General features: G+C 62.8%; 14 protein-coding genes. 4 read left to right on the forward strand and 10 right to left on the reverse strand.

Going from position 1 to position 17,649, the window contains the following annotated elements:
* Positions 1–38: 38 nt before the first annotated feature.
* From D618_RS0111555 to D618_RS19885, 5 genes are read right to left on the reverse strand one after another with little or no spacing between them, the layout of a single operon-like run.
* On the reverse strand, positions 39–956 hold the full coding sequence (locus D618_RS0111555) for an alpha/beta hydrolase (protein WP_152414676.1): 918 nt from the start codon (positions 954–956) through the stop codon (positions 39–41).
* A gap of 46 nt (positions 957–1,002) precedes the next feature.
* Positions 1,003–1,194, reverse strand: coding sequence for a helix-turn-helix transcriptional regulator (locus D618_RS0111560; RefSeq protein WP_026091591.1), 192 nt, complete (start codon positions 1,192–1,194; stop codon positions 1,003–1,005).
* A complete protein-coding gene (locus D618_RS18265; protein WP_017671682.1) occupies positions 1,191–1,595 on the reverse strand; it encodes a hypothetical protein in 405 nt (134 codons plus the stop codon). Before D618_RS18265 ends, D618_RS0111560 begins: the two co-directional genes overlap by 4 nt.
* Before the next feature lies 1 nt (position 1,596).
* Complete coding sequence (locus D618_RS0111570) at positions 1,597–2,034, reverse strand: hypothetical protein (protein ID WP_017671683.1); 438 nt, start codon at positions 2,032–2,034, stop codon at positions 1,597–1,599.
* Positions 2,035–2,037: 3 nt separating this feature from the next.
* A complete protein-coding gene (locus tag D618_RS19885; protein ID WP_017671684.1) occupies positions 2,038–2,214 on the reverse strand; it encodes a hypothetical protein in 177 nt (58 codons plus the stop codon).
* Between the two features lie 413 nt (positions 2,215–2,627).
* On the opposite strand from D618_RS19885, the gene thrS reads away from it, so the two are divergent.
* On the forward strand, positions 2,628–4,640 hold the full coding sequence (thrS, locus tag D618_RS0111580) for a threonine--tRNA ligase (RefSeq protein WP_017671685.1): 2,013 nt from the start codon (positions 2,628–2,630) through the stop codon (positions 4,638–4,640).
* Between the two features lie 157 nt (positions 4,641–4,797).
* Here the strand turns inward: thrS and D618_RS0111585 are convergent, their stop codons facing one another.
* From D618_RS0111585 to D618_RS0111600, 4 genes are all read right to left on the reverse strand, one after another.
* Positions 4,798–8,028 carry a TonB-dependent receptor gene (locus D618_RS0111585; protein ID WP_017671686.1) on the reverse strand — a complete coding sequence of 1,077 codons (3,231 nt, stop codon included), beginning with the start codon at positions 8,026–8,028 and terminating at the stop codon, positions 4,798–4,800.
* A 444-nt stretch (positions 8,029–8,472) separates the two neighbouring features.
* Positions 8,473–9,747, reverse strand: a complete 1,275-nt coding sequence (clpX, locus tag D618_RS0111590) for an ATP-dependent Clp protease ATP-binding subunit ClpX (protein WP_017671687.1) — start codon at positions 9,745–9,747, stop codon at positions 8,473–8,475.
* 164 nt (positions 9,748–9,911) lie between these two features.
* Entirely contained in the window at positions 9,912–10,538 is a 627-nt protein-coding gene (clpP, locus tag D618_RS0111595; RefSeq protein WP_017671688.1) for an ATP-dependent Clp endopeptidase proteolytic subunit ClpP, read from the reverse strand.
* A 122-nt stretch (positions 10,539–10,660) separates the two neighbouring features.
* Positions 10,661–12,040 (reverse strand): MFS transporter, encoded by a 1,380-nt coding sequence (locus tag D618_RS0111600; RefSeq protein WP_238550661.1) that lies wholly within the window; start codon positions 12,038–12,040, stop codon positions 10,661–10,663.
* Between the two features lie 181 nt (positions 12,041–12,221).
* On the opposite strand from D618_RS0111600, the gene D618_RS0111605 reads away from it, so the two are divergent.
* The 3 genes from D618_RS0111605 to D618_RS0111615 are packed head-to-tail and all read left to right on the forward strand — an operon-like array spanning position 12,222 to position 16,712.
* Positions 12,222–14,696 carry a TonB-dependent receptor gene (locus tag D618_RS0111605; RefSeq protein WP_051041387.1) on the forward strand — a complete coding sequence of 825 codons (2,475 nt, stop codon included), beginning with the start codon at positions 12,222–12,224 and terminating at the stop codon, positions 14,694–14,696.
* 8 nt (positions 14,697–14,704) lie between these two features.
* Positions 14,705–15,841, forward strand: a complete 1,137-nt coding sequence (locus D618_RS0111610) for a glycoside hydrolase family 68 protein (protein ID WP_017671691.1) — start codon at positions 14,705–14,707, stop codon at positions 15,839–15,841.
* Positions 15,831–16,712, forward strand: a complete 882-nt coding sequence (locus D618_RS0111615) for an ROK family protein (RefSeq protein WP_017671692.1) — start codon at positions 15,831–15,833, stop codon at positions 16,710–16,712. The genes D618_RS0111610 and D618_RS0111615 overlap by 11 nt, the downstream gene beginning before the upstream one ends.
* On the opposite strand, the gene yghU is transcribed toward D618_RS0111615, so the two are convergent.
* Positions 16,713–17,600 (reverse strand): glutathione-dependent disulfide-bond oxidoreductase, encoded by an 888-nt coding sequence (gene yghU / locus D618_RS0111620; protein WP_017671693.1) that lies wholly within the window; start codon positions 17,598–17,600, stop codon positions 16,713–16,715. It abuts the gene before it with no gap.
* Positions 17,601–17,649 lie beyond the last annotated feature (49 nt).

A 17,649-nucleotide genomic window follows, 5' to 3' on the forward strand; every position in this document is an offset into this window, starting at 1 on the left:
GGGGCAGGCAGCGGGGAGCGCCCCCGGCGCGATCGGCGTCAGCTGCCGTGGCCGGACAGAAAGGCCTCTACCGCCTCGGCAAAACGTTCGGGCTGGTCCAGCATGATGAAGTGGCGGCTGTTGTCGATCCGCTTCAGCTGCACGCCGGCGAGACCCGAATAGGCCCCGGCATAAAGGCTGTCGACATAAGCGACCGGCCCCACCACGGTGTCATGGGGGTAGAGCACGGTCACAGGGACGCTGATTCTGCCCAGCACGGGCCGGATATCGGTGAGCAGGACATCGTGAAAGACCTGCGCGGTCACGCGATGGTCTGCTCCTGCGCTCCACGCCATCACCTGCTTGCGGCCCTCTGGTGTGGCGGACATGGTCGCCAGTGTCGGGTCATCGGAACTTTGTGGCTGCGGTCCTGCCGCCAGTGCTGCCCTGAGCAACGCCTCGGCCTGCGGGCGCACGGCATCGACGGTCGCCAGAGGCGAGAAGATCAGGCCGATGAATGGCAGGCTGTCCTCGATCAGCACCCGGCCCAGCAGATCCGGGTGGCGCGCGGCGATCATCGCTGCGGTCAGACCCCCCATCGAATGGCCGATGACCGCCGGTTTCTTGAGGCCCGAATCACGAATGTAACTGGCAACATCTTCGACGAACGGCTCCAGCACCGGGCCGCTGGCATTGGCTCCGGCAGCATCGCCAAAGCCACGGATCTGCACCAGATGCAGGCGGTATCGGCCCTTGAGCTGTTCAACCGTCGGGTCCCACACGCTGCGCGGACTGGCAAGGCCGGGGATGAGAATGACGTCGGGGCCATTGCCGACCACGGTTACGGTCATGCGGGTTCGTTCAGCCTGCGCGGTCGGTCGCGGGGCCTGTGGGTCTGCCGGGCGAGCCAGGGCTGGCACGTTCAGGGCAGCAGCAAGGGTGGCCGCCGCAAGAGCAGCACGCAAGAGAGTCTTCATGTCGGTGTCCTTAGTTTGGGCAGGGAGGGCGGCGGGCACCGCCAGATCAGTCGCGCAGGAAGATCGCCTCGATCGGCAGATTGAACAGATCGGCGATGCGGAAGGCAAGCGGGAGCGAGGGGTCGTATTTGCCCGTCTCGATCGCGTTGATGCTCTGCCGCGAGATTTCCAGCGCATCGGCGAGATCGCCCTGCGTCCAGTCGCGCTCGGCGCGCAGTACCTTGAGCCGGTTCTTCATGCGCGCCACCTTACGACAGGGGCCGCCAGCCCCCACATCGCAAACCAGACCGCTCCCACCCATTGCGGGCCGGTGTCGATCACATCGAACACCTGCAGGAACTGCCAGACGGTGACGATGGCCAGGGTCAGCGCGGTAGCGAGCAGCGTCTGCTTGATCAGCAGCAACCGCTGATATTCGTCATCCGCCTCGACCAGCAGTCGGAAGATCGCCCAGAAGACGCCGATGATCGGAAAGGCGCTGATCAGCGCGAGCCCGATCAGCGTGCCCTGGGCATGGTCGCCGCCATTGTTGGCAAAGATCAGGCTACCGGTCAGGGCGGCCACATAAGCCCCCATGAACAGCAGCAGCCGCGCGGCGTAGCGGCGCATATAGGCGGGCATGGTCTTGTGCGTGGTCATGTCACGCGTCCTCCGAAGGCTGGCAGCTGTCCTGGTCGCCAAAGGCAAAGCGGTTGACCAGCTGGCCCAGCGTCAGCCCGATGCACCACATCGGGAAGACGAAGAAGACTGCCAGCTTCGGAACCTCGGGCGAGAAGAGTTCGAGCACGCCCCATACGCTGGTGATCGCCAGCGTCGCCCCGGTGGCGACCAGAAATTTGCGCACCTCGAGCATGCGCAGATACTCGTCGTCGAGCTCGATCAGCAGCCGCCCCATCGCCCAGAGCCAGCCGAGCGCGGCGATGCCGGGAAGCAATGCGAGCCCTATCGTCAGCGCGCTGGCAGGTGCATCGTCGGGCAGCAGTGCGGCCGCCAGGGTAATCGCGCCGACATAGGCGGAGGTGATCGGGATGATGCGCCGCGTGTAGCGGCGGATTGCGGGATGATCCTTGGCCTGCACGGGTCAGCAGCCCTTGCGGCGCGCGCACCGGTCGCGCTGCGTGACCGAGATGACGGCGAGGATCGGCAGCGTGGTGAACAGCGCCTGCGCGGTGCCATCGGAGATCACGTCCAGCACGTTCAGCACCGCCAGCGCCATGATGGCGAGCGCCCAGCACAGGGCATGGAGATAAGCATTCATGGTCAAGCTCCCTTGATTCGATGTAAAGGAACATTGTCTTTTGGTGCTGCGAATGTCAAGTACCCTTGATAAAAGGATTGGGGAACTTGTCGTTTACAGGTTGGGGAGGGTCGCTCCATCTCTCTCCCCTCCCGCAGGCGGGTGGGGAGAGAGGTATAGTGACTCCGTCACCATTCGCCGCTATATCAGGCCCATGGCGAGCATCCGCACCCTGACCAGCACTAGCACCACTCCGGGCAACCGGGGGCGGGCAAGCGCGGGCTGACTTTCGCGATTGCCAGCCACCCCGGTGCGGGTGGCTTTGGCGTCAGCCCCTCGCACTTTCCCTGATCATCGACGCTGAAAACTGGCCCTTTTGGGCTGCGCCGGATTGTGCCATGGCGCAGGAACAAGCGACAAGAAAGACACATGATATGTCCCAGCTTCTGAAGATCAGCCTGCCCGATGGTTCGGTGCGCGAAATGCCGCAAGGGTCGACCCCGGCAGATGTCGCCGCCGCGATCGGCCCCGGCCTTGCCAAGGCGGCGATCGCCGCGCGGGTCGATGGCGAGCTGCGCGATATCATGCGGCCGTTCGAGGGCGATGCCCAGCTGGCTTTGGTCACCGCGCGCGACGAGGCCGATGCGCTCGAGCTGGCACGACACGATTTCGCGCATGTGCTCGCAGAGGCGGTGCAGAGCCTGTTTCCCGGAACGCAGATCACCTTCGGGCCTTCGACCGACGACGGCTTTTACTACGACTTCGCGCCCAAGGAACGCCCGTTCACCGACGAGGACCTGCCCGCGATCGAAGCCGAGATGCGCCGCATCATCGCCGCCGATCTGCCGCTGGTGCGCGAGGTGTGGAGCCGCAGCGACCTGATCGCGCGCTGGCAGGCGGCGGGCGAAAGCTTCAAGGCAGAATGGGCCGCCGAGCTTCCCGACAACGAGGAGCTGACGGTCTACTGGTCGGGCGAACCGGGGCGTCCCGGCGCGTGGATGGACATGTGCCGCGGTCCGCATCTGGCTTCGACCGGCAAGCTCGATCCGCAGGCATTCAAGCTGACGCGCGTCTCGGGCGCATACTGGCGCGGCGACCAGCGCAACCCGCAGCTCAGCCGTATCTACGGCACCGGCTGGCTCAACAAGAAGCAGCTCGATGCGCATCTGGTGCGGCTCGAAGAAGCCGCCAAGCGCGACCACCGCAAGATCGGCGCGGAGATGGACCTGTTCCACCTCCAGGCCGAAGCGCACGGATCGGTGTTCTGGCATCCGCGCGGTTTCGTGATCTATCGCGCGCTCGAAGCCTATATGCGCCGCCGGCTCGACGCCGCCGGTTATCTGGAGGTGAAAACGCCGCAGGTGATGGACGCGCGCCAGTGGGAGCAGTCCGGCCACTGGGGCAAGTATCGCGAGAACATGTTCGTCATCCCCGACGAGGTGCCCAACACCGAGGACGAGGGCCCGGTGGTGTCGAACGACGCCGCCTGGATGGCGCTCAAGCCGATGAACTGCCCCGCGCACGTTCTGATCTTCCGCCAGGGCATCAAGAGCTATCGCGACCTGCCGCTGCGGCTCGCCGAGATGGGCTGCTGCCACCGCAACGAGCCGCACGGCGCGCTGCATGGGCTGATGCGCGTGCGCCAGTTCACGCAGGACGATGCGCACATCTTCTGCCGCGAAGACCAGATCGTCGACGAGATCGCCAAGTTCTGCGACCTGCTCGACACGGTCTACAAGGATCTGGGCTTTGGCGACTATGCCATCAAGCTCGCGCTGCGGCCTGAAAAGCGGTTCGGCACCGACGAAATGTGGGACTGGTCCGAACAGTCGATGCGCGATGCCGTCGCAGCCACAGGCCGCAACACCGCAGAATGGGGCTGGGAAGAGCTGCCCGGTGAAGGTGCGTTCTATGCGCCCAAGCTCGAGTTCCACCTGACCGACGCGATCGGCCGCACCTGGCAGGTCGGCACCATCCAGACCGATACCGTGCTGCCCGAGCGATTGGACGCAGGCTATATCGCCGAGGATGGCAACCGCCACCGCCCGATCATGCTGCACCGCGCGATCCTGGGCAGCTACGAACGCTTCATCGGCATCCTGATCGAGCATTATGCGGGCAAGTTCCCGCTGTGGCTCGCGCCGGTGCAGGCAGTGGTGGCGACGATCGTCTCGGACGCCGATGATTATGCGCGTGAAGTCGTCGCAACGCTGCAGGCGGCGGGAATTCGCGTCGAGGAGGATCTGCGCAACGAGAAGATCAACTACAAGGTGCGCGAGCATTCGGTCGGCCGGGTGCCCAACATCCTGGTCGTTGGCAAGCAGGAGGCCGAAAAGCGCACCGTCGCGCTGCGCCGCCTGGGCCAGCAGCAGCAGGAGTTCCTGTCGCTGGACGAGGTCGTCGCGATGCTCAAGAGCGAGGCGCTGCCGCCTGATCTTAAGGGCTGAATCCAAGCATTATCAGACGCAAAAAGCCCCCTGTTCCAGCATCGGAACAGGGGGCTTTTTTGTGCCTGCAGCGTGCGGTGCTGCGGCACAAGAAAAAGGGCGCGATGGCCGAAACCACCGCGCCCTGTTTATCTCCCCCGACAGGGAAGACGTTAGATCAGAACTTCACACGGACACCCAGGCGGATACCGTAGAGCGACGGCCGCGTGACCAGCGCCTCGTTCGGCAACAGAACGTTCGAATAACGGTACTGCGTGCAGCTATTGCCATTGGCCTGCGCGCAGGTCGCCTGAACCAGCGTCGAGGTCTGCGGGAAGCCAACCTGGCGCAGCGAACCCCAGTCGCTGTCGATCAGGTTCAGTACGTTTTCGATGTCTGCAAAGACCGAGAGCTTCGATCCGAACAACAGCGGTACTTCCTGTTCGAGATGGAGATCCACCTTGAAGAAGTCGGGCGACTGCTGCGTATTCTTCGAAACAACACCGCCACGGAACTTTTCGAGGCCCAGCTGGGCAACCGCGTTGTTGAATGCGGTTTCCGTTGCAGCATTCGCGAAGGTGACGCGAGGATCGTTGCCGGCGGTCGGGATGTACAGCAGGGTCCGGTTGTTGTTGCCGATGGTACCCGTCAGAGCCGGGCGGCCATTGGCATCATTGACGTTGTCGAACATCGTGATGCTGTAAGGACGGCCCGAACGATATTCACCAAACAGGCTGATGCGCGTGTTGTGGGTATCGTCAAACAACGGCTTGTTGAAATCGATGCCGAACTTCCACTGGTCCTTGATCTCGTAAATCGAGCGGCCGAGGGCGACGTTGTTCGGATCGAAAAACGCGTTGTTGCCGTACAGCGAACTCGAGGTCGACGAGGTGATCGCATTGACATCGGTCACGTCAGAACGGGTGTAGCTACCCGAAATGCTCAGACCCCAATCCCAGCTCTTTTCTACCTGGAACGAACCAATCCACGAACGTCCATCGGTGGTGTTGGTCATCACCAGGTCACGGTTGTTGGTCGGCGTTCCACCAATCGGGCCATAGCGCAGACGGCCATCGGGCAGGGTGCCGATGGGAACCGAGCGTGCGTCGATCCAGTTGTAGCCATAAACCTGCTGGCCATACAGGACCGTTGCACCGAACAACCAGCCATCACCCAGCGGACCAAGGTCGGCTTCGTAGCTCGCCGACAGAGTTGCGCGCATCTGGCGGGCCAGCTTGAGATCGGGATCGACAGCGTCGGTTGGTGCACCAGCCAGCGAGGCCACGTTCGTCGTCAGGAAGCTTTCCACGCTGGGCGCGAAACTCGTCAGGTTCACGTTGTTCAGACCGGCAGCACACAGCGATCCAGCCGTGTTGCACTGGGCGGTCCGATTGATCGTGATCTGGTTGGTCAGCTGACCCGTGTTGGAGAAGCTGTTCGAGAGGAACACGTCAGGCGTGCCGCCTGCAAAGATCCCTGCGCCGCCGCGGATTACCAGACGGTTGGTAGCATTCCAGGTAAACCCGAAGCGAGGCTGGACTGCGCCAAGGCCGTTGAAGGTGAACTGGTTCGAAAAGCCAGTCCGCGCCAGGAAGTTGGCATTGGCCGCCGGGCGATCGGGAACGTTCAGAAGGTCATAACGAACGCCATAGCTGATCTGCAGGGTATCGGTTGCCTGCCAATCGTCCTGGAAACCGAAGGTGAAGGTCTGGCTGCTGAAGCGAGCGGCACCGTCATTCGGGTCGAGCGACGGTACAGCATTGTTCAACTGCAGCTGGCCTGCGTTGCGGTTCTGGAAATCGGTGATCGAGTCGAAATAGAACTGACCCAGTGAGCGAGGCACAAAGAGGTTGAACGTGCTCTGATCGGTGTAACCAACCGTCAGGCGCAGGTCATGATCACCGACGCTGAGACGACCGGTGAAATCGAGCGACAGATTTTCGGTGTTCAAGGCGTTGGCATGACGGAACACGTCAGGACCGAACACGATCTGGGGGACGCCAGTGGAGCAGTTGGTTGCCGATCCGGCTGCCACTTCGTCCAGACAAACCGAAACCTGGCCGATGTTGTTGTCGCCAAACGCGGTCTGACCGCGGTTATAATCGCGATAGGATGCACGAAACTCTGTCGACAGATTGTCGGCCCACTGGCTGTTCAGCTGGAAAACGCCCGAATTGACTTCTTCGGTCAGTTCGTAACCGTTCGAGAACAGGCCAAGGCGTGGCGAAGACAGGCTGGTCGAAGTGTTCTGCTGGAACTGCTGATTGCCCACGTTGCGGACATAGGTAACCGAAGCGCGGTGGCCATCGGTGATGTTCCAGTCCAGCTTGGCAACCAACTTTTCGTCTTCTTCGACGGCGTTCTGGATCTGGCCCAGCGTGTCATAGTTGTAGATCGACTGAGCGAGCTGGCTGACCCGGTCAATCTGCGCCTGGCTCAGGTTGGGGATCGGGGCGGAGAAGCCGGCACCGACGCCATTGTCGAAGGGATCGCTCTCTTCGGTCTTTTCATAGGCGAACATGAAGAACAATTTGTCCTTGATGAGCGGGCCGCTGATGTTGCCGCCATATTGCTTCGAATCGAAGTCGAGCGACACGTCCCGTCCACGCGTCCTGTTACCCGTCAGGCTGTCATCGGTGTAGGTGAAGAATGCGCCGCCATGGAAATCGTTGGAACCCGAGCGCAGCACAACGTTGATCGCGCCACCCTGGAAATCGCCCTCAGCGATGTCGAAAGGAGCAACCTTGACCGAGAACTGCTCGATCGCATCGAAAGGCACGGGGCCACGCGAAGTCGGGAGGCCGCCGTTGTTCAGGCCGAAATCGTCCGAGAACTGGACGCCATCGACCGAGAAGCGGTTCAGGCGGCCGTTGGTCCCGGCGATCTCGATCGTCCGGCTGTTGGAAAGATCCATGGTGACGAACGGGTCACGGCGAGCAAGGTCGCGGATGTCGCGGTTGATCGAAGCAACGCCATCGATTTCTTCACGGCTCAGCGCGGTGATCGGGCCCTTGCTGGTTTCGAGCGAGTTGCGCACCGAGGAGGCGGATACGACGATCACGGCTTGCGACTGCAGCTCGATGGGCAAGCGAAGCGGCTGGCCAGCCTGCAGGAAAATGTCGGTGACAGAGGACTGTTCAAAACCGTCCGCGTTGATTTCGATGACGAACGGGCCGCCGACACGAAGGCCGTTGGCACTGAAGTTGCCCTGTGCATCCGTGGTCGAGCTCGACACGGTACCAGAAGGCGTGTGGATCACGCGGACCTGTGCGCCTGCGAGCGGTGCTCCGTCGCCGGTGACGGAACCGCGGATCGCCGAGGTCGTTTCCTGGGCGTATGCTGGCGTCGCCATGACGGTAGCCAACGAAAGCGCGGCCGCACTGGCCGCGAGATAATAGCGAATATGCATGTGTCTTTCCCCGTTTCTTGCCGCCCATTGGACACTGGCGGCTATGAAAGCGCTCTCACAACTCAAGAGATGAGCGGCGCACTAGTCGGCGCTAAGGACACAAAAGCGAAAGCAATGTGAAAGATATGTGACAGTTATAAGTCACAATATGACACCGGGAGTGCTCTCACGGGCGAGTGAGTGCAAAGTGTTGATAAATATAACAAAAAAGGGATGTTGAGCCACAGCCGGGTGGCGGGGACGGCCGGGCCTGATCTGGGTGGATGACGATTTGTTCGCAACTGCGGCATAAATGACACGCTCATTTGCGGGATGATTGTCACAAATGTGTTGCAGCGCAGCGAACCGGGTGGTCGCCGCGCGACTCGCCGGAAAGGCAGCAAAAAGGGCGCGGAAACCAGTTCCGCGCCCCGTTTGTCGGTCGAATATGCGAACGTCAGCCGGTCAGGCGGCGTCGCCTGCCTCGATCTTGTCCTTGGCGGCAAACACCTGGATCGGGTCCTTGCGGCCCTCGACCACGTCCTTGTCGACGACGATCTCGGCAACGCCCTTCATGCCGGGCAGTTCGAACATGGTGTCGAGCAGCATCGCCTCGACGATCGACCGCAGGCCGCGTGCGCCGGTCTTGCGCTCGATGGCCTTCTTGGCGATCGCCTCGAGCGCGTCCTCGGTGAAGCTCAGCTCCACGTCCTCCAGCTCGAACAGCTTCTGATACTGCTTGATCAGCGCGTTCTTGGGCTCCTTCAGGATCTGCACCAATGCGGTGATATCCAGGTCTTCCAGCGTGGCGATGACCGGCAGGCGGCCGACGAATTCGGGAATCAGGCCGAACTTGAGCAGATCCTCAGGCTCGGTCTTGGTCAGCATCTCGCCGGTCTTGCGTTCCTCGGGCGAGGCGACATGCGCGCCAAAGCCGATCGACTTGCCCTGCAGACGGTCACCGATGATCTTTTCCAGACCCGCAAACGCTCCGCCGCAGATGAACAGGATGTTGGTGGTGTCGACCTGCAGGAATTCCTGCTGCGGATGCTTGCGCCCGCCCTGCGGCGGAACCGAAGCGGTGGTGCCTTCCATCAGTTTGAGCAGAGCCTGCTGTACGCCCTCGCCCGACACGTCGCGCGTGATCGAGGGGTTTTCGGCCTTGCGGCTGATCTTGTCGATCTCGTCGATATAGACGATGCCGCGCTGGGCCTTTTCGACATTATAGTCGGACGCCTGGAGCAGCTTGAGGATGATGTTCTCGACATCCTCGCCGACATAGCCGGCTTCGGTCAGCGTCGTTGCATCGGCCATCGTGAACGGCACGTCGAACGTCTTGGCGAGCGTCTGCGCGAGCAAAGTCTTGCCGCAGCCAGTGGGGCCGACGAGCAGGATGTTCGACTTGGCGAGTTCAACCTCGCCCGAACCCTTGCCAGAATGATTGAGGCGCTTGTAGTGATTGTGCACCGCGACCGAAAGCACGCGCTTGGCGCGGTTCTGGCCGATGACATAATCGTTGAGGACATCGCAGATCTCCTGCGGCGTAGGCACGCCGCCATCCTTCTTGCCGGCCAGGCCAGCTTTCGATTCCTCGCGGATGATGTCGTTGCACAGCTCCACGCACTCGTCGCAAATGAACACCGTAGGTCCGGCGATCAGTTTGCGCACCTCATGCTGCGATTTGCCGCAGAAAGAGCAGTACAGGGTGCTCTTCGAATCGGAACCGCTCAGCTTGGTCATAGCTCTTCCTTCTGTTCCGGCGCCTTCTTGCCCGGAACGTGACGTTTCAGCCTAATGCCTAAAATGCGAAATTCAACACGCAACACCGATGCATAGCCCCGGTGGCGCGATGAATCCCGCAGCGGATAAGGCTGCGAGGCACTCGTGATAGAATGCAATCGTTGTTAATTCCCTGCTTCGTCGGACGGAGCGGGGCGTTTTTCCATCACATGATCGACCAGACCGAATTCCTTGGCCTCGTGCGCTTCCAGGAAGGTATCGCGGTCCATCGCCTTTTCGATGGTCGCCAGATCCTTGCCGGTGAACTGCACGTACAGGTCGTTCATGCGCTTGCGGATGCGCAGGATCTCGCGCGCCTGGATCTCGATGTCCGATGCCATGCCACGCGCGCCGCCCGAAGGCTGATGCACCATGATGCGGGCGTTCGACAGCGCGGTGCGCATGCCGGGTTCACCGGCGGCGAGCAGGAAGCTGCCCATCGATGCGGCCTGGCCGATGCACACGGTGGCCACGCGCGGACGGATGTACTGCATCGTGTCGTAGATCGCCATGCCCGCTGTCACCACGCCGCCGGGCGAGTTGATGTACATCGAGATGTCCTTCTTCGGATTTTCCGATTCGAGGAACAACAGCTGCGCCACGATCAGCGAGGCCATGTTGTCCTCGACCTCGCCGGTCACGAAGACGATCCGTTCACGCAGCAGCCGCGAGAAAATGTCAAAGCTGCGCTCTCCCCGGTTCGACTGTTCGATAACAATCGGGACCAGAGCATCGCGGACGGTATCGTACATAAAGGGCCTTCTTTCTGCTCTTGTATATGAGCCGCCTAAATCGGCCTGTTTGCGCAAGAGTTCAAGCCCCGATGCATGGGGGCAGGGCGAATGGTCCGGTCCGGACCTGCCGAATCGGGTTTTCAGCCCTGCGAGGTGAGCGGCGAGGCCGCCGGACGCCCGCCTGCGCGGACCATCAGCGTTGCCACCGCGCCGCCCAGCATCAATACGCCGGCCAGCACAATCGCGTTGCGCGGATCGGACCCCAGCAGCGGCGCGTAGATCAGCGGCATGGTGACTGTCTCGATCAGCATCGGCACGACGATGAACATGTTGAAGATGCCCATATAGACGCCGGTGCGTTCCGGCGGAATGCAGTCGGCGAGCATGACATAGGTGTTGCCCATCATTCCGGCCCAGCCCAGGCCGATGCCGATCATCGGTATGAACATCGCGGTGCGGCTGTCGATCATCGGCAGGCTGAGCATCGCCAGGCCCGATGCGACGAGGCAGAAGGCGTGCACCGGCCTTGCCCCCAATCGGCGCACGATCGGGATCAGCAGCAGTGCGGACACGAAGGCAACGGCATTGTAAGCCACGCCCATCTGTTGCGCGGTGAGCGAGGCGGAGATGAAGTCCGCGCTGCCTGCGCGCTCGCCACCGGGGAACAGGGTCCGCGACACCGACAGCGAGATGAACTGCCAATAGACGAACATCGCATACCATTGGCACAGCATTGCCCAGGCGAGCTGGCGCATGGGCTTTGGCATGGCGATGAACGCGTCGCGGATTTCGGCGAGCGCAGCGAAAGCGCCTGAGGGCTTTGCCGCCATCTCGGCCAGTTCGGCCTCGCTCAGCTTCAGCTCAGGGACGCGGACCACCGACCAGACGATCGTCGAGATCGAGAGGATCGCACCGATCACGAAGGCGATTCGCACGATTACCGGAATGCCATTGATATCGACCAGGTTCTGGCTGATGCCGAACCCGACGAGCAGGCTGGGCGTCGCGTAGGACAGGCATTGCGCAAGCCCGGTGAACGCGCTCTGCACCAGAAAGCCCGCCGGTCTTTGCCCCGGCTCGAGCCGGTCGGCGACATAGGCGCGATAGGGTTCCATCGTGATGTTGTTGCCTGCATCGAGCAGCCACAGCAGGCTCGCGGCCATCCACAGCGTGCTCGAATAGGGCATCAGGAACAGGCACAGCGAGCAGATCACCGCGCCGATCAGGAAATAGGGTGTGCGCCGCCCGAGCCTGGACCGCGTGCGATCGGACAGGGCGCCGACCAAAGGCTGGATCAGCAGCCCGGTCATCGGGCCTGCCAGCCACAACAAGGGCATCGTCGCCTCGTCCGCACCCAGAAAGGTGTAGATCGGCGTCATGTTGGCCTGTTGCAGGCCAAAGCTGAACTGAAGGCCGAAGAAGCCGAGATTCATTTCGACGATTCGCGCGAGCGAAAGCCGCGGTGCGGAGGGCGCACGGCCCATGGAGCTGGTCTGCGGGGCGTGCGTGGCGCTGGTCATGGGCCGGTCCTTCATCCTCGATTGGCGTCTTGCCTTGCGCCTTGGATAGCATGCTATGCTTGCGGCAGCCTGCTTGGCAAGCCTTTTTGCAAACGATTGCAGAATGGGTATTGCAATCGTTTGCGGTCGTGGTAGCATAAGCGATCAAAGCCGACTAACCGGCAGGTTCAGGAGAGATGTGATGTCGATTTCAAAGGCCTTGCGCGTACGCAGCGCATATGCAGCACTCGCCGCTGCTAGCTTGAGTTTCTCTTCCAACGCTTTCGCGCAGGACGCTGCCGCCGCTGAAGGCGAGCAGGACGATGTCATCATCGTCACCGCCGTGGCGCGCGGCGCCAACGTGCTCGACAGCTCGGTCTCGGTCAGCGCGCTCGATGCCGATCAGATCGCCACCGCCGCCCCGCGCAGCGCTGCAGAAATCTTCCGCAACATCCCCGGCATCCGCTCCGAATCGTCGGGCGGCGAAGGCAACGCCAACATTGCCGTGCGCGGCCTGCCGATCGCATCGGGCGGCGCCAAGTTCCTGCAGTTGCAGGAAGACGGCCTTCCGATCCTCGAATTTGGCGACATCACCTTCGGCAACGCAGACATCTTCCTGCGCGCCGACCTTAACATTGCCCGCGTCGAGGCGATTCGCGGCGGCTCTGCCTCGACCTTCGCCTCCAACTCGCCCGGCGGCGTGATCAACATGATCTCCAAGACCGGCAAGGACCAGAATGGCGGCACCATCCAGGCGACGCTCGGCCTCGATTTCGACGAGAAGCGCTTCGACTTCGATTATGGCGGTTCGCTCGGCCAGGATCTGTATTTCCACATGGGCGGCTTCGTGCGCCAGGGTGAAGGCCCGCGCGACATTGGCTATGACGGCAACCGCGGCGGCCAGATCAAGGTCAACATCACCAAGGAATTCACCGGCGGTTACGTCCGTTTCTACGGCAAGTACCTGAACGACCGGGCGGTCGCCTATCTGCCCAATCCGGTGCAGGTGACCGGCACCAATGCCGACCCCGTCTATTCCAATGTCCCCGGCTTCAACATCAGCGGCGACAGCCTGCACTCGCGCTTCTTCCGCTCGGCGCAGAGCCTCGACGGCAACAACCAGCCGCAGCGATACGACATCACCGCTGGCCAGCGTCCGCTGGTCAAGGCATTCGGGCTTGAAGGCGAGTTCGAGGTCGCCGATGGCTGGACGCTCACCAACCGTTTCCGCTTCTCCGATGTGTCGGGCAGCTTTGCCTCGCCCTTCCCCGGATCGATCGACACCGCCGCCAACACGGCGACTGCGCTCGCCGGTGCAGGGTCACGTCTGGTGTTCGCCAATGGCCTGCAGGCAGGTCAGAACGTTCCGGGCAACGCGCTGGTCGCCAGTGTCGTGCTGTTCAACACCCGGCTGAACAACCTGGACAACATCACCAACGATCTGCGCATCACCGGCGACTTTGCCGTGGGCAGCGGCACCGCAACGCTCACCGCAGGCTTCTACAAGTCGCGTCAGGAAATCAACACCGACTGGCTGTGGACATCGCACCTTCTGGAAGTGCGTGGCGGCGGTGATGCCGCGCTGATCGACGTGGTCAACGCCGCAGGCGCGCGGCGCAGCGACTTTGGCACCGTGGCGTACAGTGCCAGCTTCTTCGGCAATTGCTGCCGTCGGACCTATGATCTGCAATATGATACCAACGCCCCGTTCGCCTCGCTGTCGATGGCGTTCGACAAGCTGACCATCGATGGCAGCATCCGCTATGACTTCGGCGATGCCTCGGGCCGCACCTTCGGATCGGACCTCGGCGGTGGCCGTGTGGGCATCACCAGCTTCGATTTCAACCGCGACGGCGCGATCAGCGCCGCAGAAGCACAGACCGCAACAATTCCGCGGGGTGCGTCGGCGCTGGTCGATTACAGCTACGACTATTTCAGCTACTCGTTCGGCGTGAACTACCGGGTGAGCAACGATCTGGCGCTGTTCGCACGCTACAGCAAGGGCGGCCGCGCCAATGCCGATCGCATCCTGTTCAACAACGACAACGTCAATTTCGTCACCGGTGCCATCGCCAACGAAGGCCTGGCGATCGATTTCGTCAAGCAGGCCGAAGCGGGCGTCAAGTACCGCTCGGGCGGCCTGGCGCTCTATGCCACCGGCTTCTATGCCGAGACCGAGGAAACCAATTTCGAAGCGACCAGCCGCCAGACCTTCGACCGCCAGTTCAAGGCGCACGGCATCGAGCTCGAAGCCTCGTACCGTACCGGCGGCTTCACGCTGAGCGCGGGCGGCACCTATACCGATGCGGAAATCAGCCGCGACCGGATCAGCCCCGCCAACCAGGGCAACACCCCGCGTCGTCAGGCCGATTTCATCTATCAGCTGAGCGGCCAGTACGAGCAGGACATGTTCACTCTGGGTGCGAACATGGTCGGCACGACGGATAGCTATGCGCAGGACAACAACCTGCTGGTGCTTCCCGGCTTTGCCCAGGTCAACGCGTTCGTCGCGGTGCGTCCGATCGACCGGGTGCAGCTGTCGGTCAACGCCAACAACCTGTTCGACACCCGCGGCTTCACCGAAGCGGAAGAGGGCGCGATCCCGGCCAATGGCATCGTGCGCGCGCGCTCGATCAACGGCCGCACCATCTCTGCCACGCTGCGTTACGACTTCTGACGCAACCGATGACCACTGCCTGGACCGCCGCGCATGTTGCCACCCTTCCCGATCAGCCGCTGCCCGCGCTGGGGCTGATCGGAGCGCAGGATGTGCAGCGGGTCCTGCCTGATCTGCTGCTGTGGGACATGTGGCCCCTGCAGCTGGCCGATGGCCGGTTGGCTCCGGTGCGCGGCGGCAGCCTGTGGATGGTGCTCGCCGCGCCCGACCGGGGCGATCCCATCCTGCGGCATTTCGAGGCAAAGATCCGTCTGCTGCATCTCGATGCATCGGGCTGGCACGATCTGGGCGACATGCTGCCCTCGGGGCTGGGCGATTTCGAGCGCGAATGGTCTGGCTCGGCCGTGCTGGAAGAGGGCAAGGTCACGCTCTACTTCACGGCGGCGGGCTATGCCGACCGGCCCGGCGGCTTTCAGCAGCGGCTTGCCGAGACCAGCGGCACACTGCAGGAGGATGGCCGGATCACCGGTTGGTCACAGGTGCGCGAGAGCATCGTTGCCGATGGCACGGTCTATCTTCCCGCAGACAGGCACGATGGCGCACCCGGCACGGTCAAGGCCTTCCGCGATCCGGCATTCTTCATCGACCCTGCCGATGGCGCGCGCTACCTGGTGTTCACCGCCTCGCTCGCCGCATCGGACAGCGCCTTCAACGGCGCGGTCGGGCTGGCACGGCTGGATGCGGATGGCCAGTGGCAGTTGCTGCCTCCGATCATCCACGCCGACACGCTGAACAACGAGCTTGAGCGCGCGCAGATCATCGCGCATCAGGGGCTGTATTATGCCTTCTGGTCGACCCAAGCCTCTGTGTTCAATCCCGATGGCCCGACCGGGCCGACCGGATTTTATGGCATGGTGGCAGAGCAGCTCACCGGCCCCTGGGCGCCGCTCAATGGCAGCGGACTCGTGATCGCCAACCCCGATGCAGAGCCGATGCAGGCCTATAGCTGGTTTGCCAGTGCCGAGCTTTGGGTGTGCAGCTTTGTCGATCACTGGGGGCTGAAAGGCCGCCGGCCCACCGATAGCGCCTTTGTCGCTGCCGAGACCTTCGGCGGCGTGCCCGCGCCTGCGGTTCGCATCGCGCTGGATGGTGATCGTTCGCGCATCGTCGAAAGTCGTCCGATGGACCGGCTGCATGCCGACTGACCGCCCGCTGCTCGGCGCCATCGAGGCGGGCGGCACCAAGTTCGTGCTGGGTGTCGGCTATGGCCCTGGCGAGATCATCGACCAGCGGCAGATCGCGACGCGCGACCCGGAAACGACTCTGGCCGAGACGATCGCATTCCTTGGCGAGCACGCGGGCCTTGCCGCGATCGGCATTGGCTCGTTCGGCCCGTTGGAGCGCGATTCGCGCGACCCGCGATGGGGGCATATCCTCGCCACGCCCAAGCCTGGCTGGAGCGATTGCGACCTTGCCGGACACGTGGCACGCGCGCTTGGCGTGCCGGTCGCGTTCGATACCGATGTCAACGCAGCCGCCCTGGCCGAAGCGCGGGCCGGCGCGGCCCGCGATACCCAGGTCAGCGTCTATGTGACCATCGGCACCGGGATCGGCGGCGGTGTGATCGCCGATGGCCGGATCGTCGGCGGCAAAGGTCATCCGGAGCTGGGCCATATGCGCCCGCGCCGTGCAGCCGATGACAGCGATTTCGAAGGTGTCTGCCCTTTCCATGGCGATTGCCTGGAAGGGCTTGCGAGCGGCCCTGCGATCATCGCGCGCTGGGGCCAGTCGCTGTCGCATCTGGCTGCCGATCATCCGGCGCACGCCATCATCGCGGGATATCTGGCGGAAATGTGCAACACGCTGCGCGCGGCACTTGCGCCCGATGCGATCGTGCTGGGCGGCGGTGTGATGGGCACGCCGGGCCTGTTCGATTCCATCGTCGAGACAGCGCATGCCACCGATGGCGGCTATTTCGCGCTGCCGGCTGCCCAGGTGATCCGCCGCCCGGCGCTCGCCCCGGTCTCGGGGCTGGCAGGTGCCTTCCTGCTGGCGGCGGACCTTCTGGACGGCTGATTATTCTGCCGGGGCAGCGGCGAGCCTGTCCTGGGTGCGCAGATCGAAGTCCGATGCGTCGTGCCGCTCGTGCAGCTGTTCGCTCAGATCATCGCCCCATGTGCGATTGACGATCTTGCCGCGCTTGACCGCAGGCCGCTGGGCGATCTGATCTGTCCAGCGCAACAGGTGCGGATATTCCTGCACCTGCAGGAACTCCGCCGCGTTATACACCGCGCCACTCGCCACGCCACCATACCAGGGCCAGATCGCGATATCGGCAATCGAATATTCGCCGCCCGCCATAAATTCATTGTCGGCCAGATGGCGGTTCAGCACATCCATCTGCCGCTTGGTCTCCATGGTGAAGCGGTCGATGCAATATTCGATCTTGATCGGCGCATAGGCATAGAAATGGCCAAAACCGCCGCCCAGATACGGCGCGCTGCCCATCTGCCAGAACAGCCAGTTCATCACTTCGGCGCGACGGGCAGGATCGGTCGGCAGGAACGCGCCGAACTTTTCTGCCAGGTACAGCAGGATCGAGCCCGATTCGAACAACCGCACCGGCTGGGCACCGCTGCGATCCATCAGTGCAGGGATCTTGCTGTTGGGGTTGATCGCGACAAAATCGCTGCCGAACTGGCCGCCACTGCGGATGTCGATCAGCCACGCGTCATATTCGGCGCCCGCATGGCCTGCAGCGAGCAGCTCCTCGAGCATCACGGTGACCTTCACGCCATTGGGCGTTGCCATCGAATACAGCTGCAGCGGGTGCTTGCCGACGGGCAGCTCCTTGTCGTGCGTGGGGCCCGCGACGGGTCGGTTGATGTTGGCAAATGCCCCGCCATTGTCCTTGTCCCAGGTCCAGACGGCAGGGGGCGTGTAATCGGCGGGGAAGTTGGTCATGATCGGGCCTTTCTTGAAAGGATCGGCGCGCGCGGCGGGTTTGCCGCAA

The organism is Blastomonas sp. AAP53 (assembly GCF_000331245.1).
Lineage (GTDB): Bacteria > Pseudomonadota > Alphaproteobacteria > Sphingomonadales > Sphingomonadaceae > Blastomonas.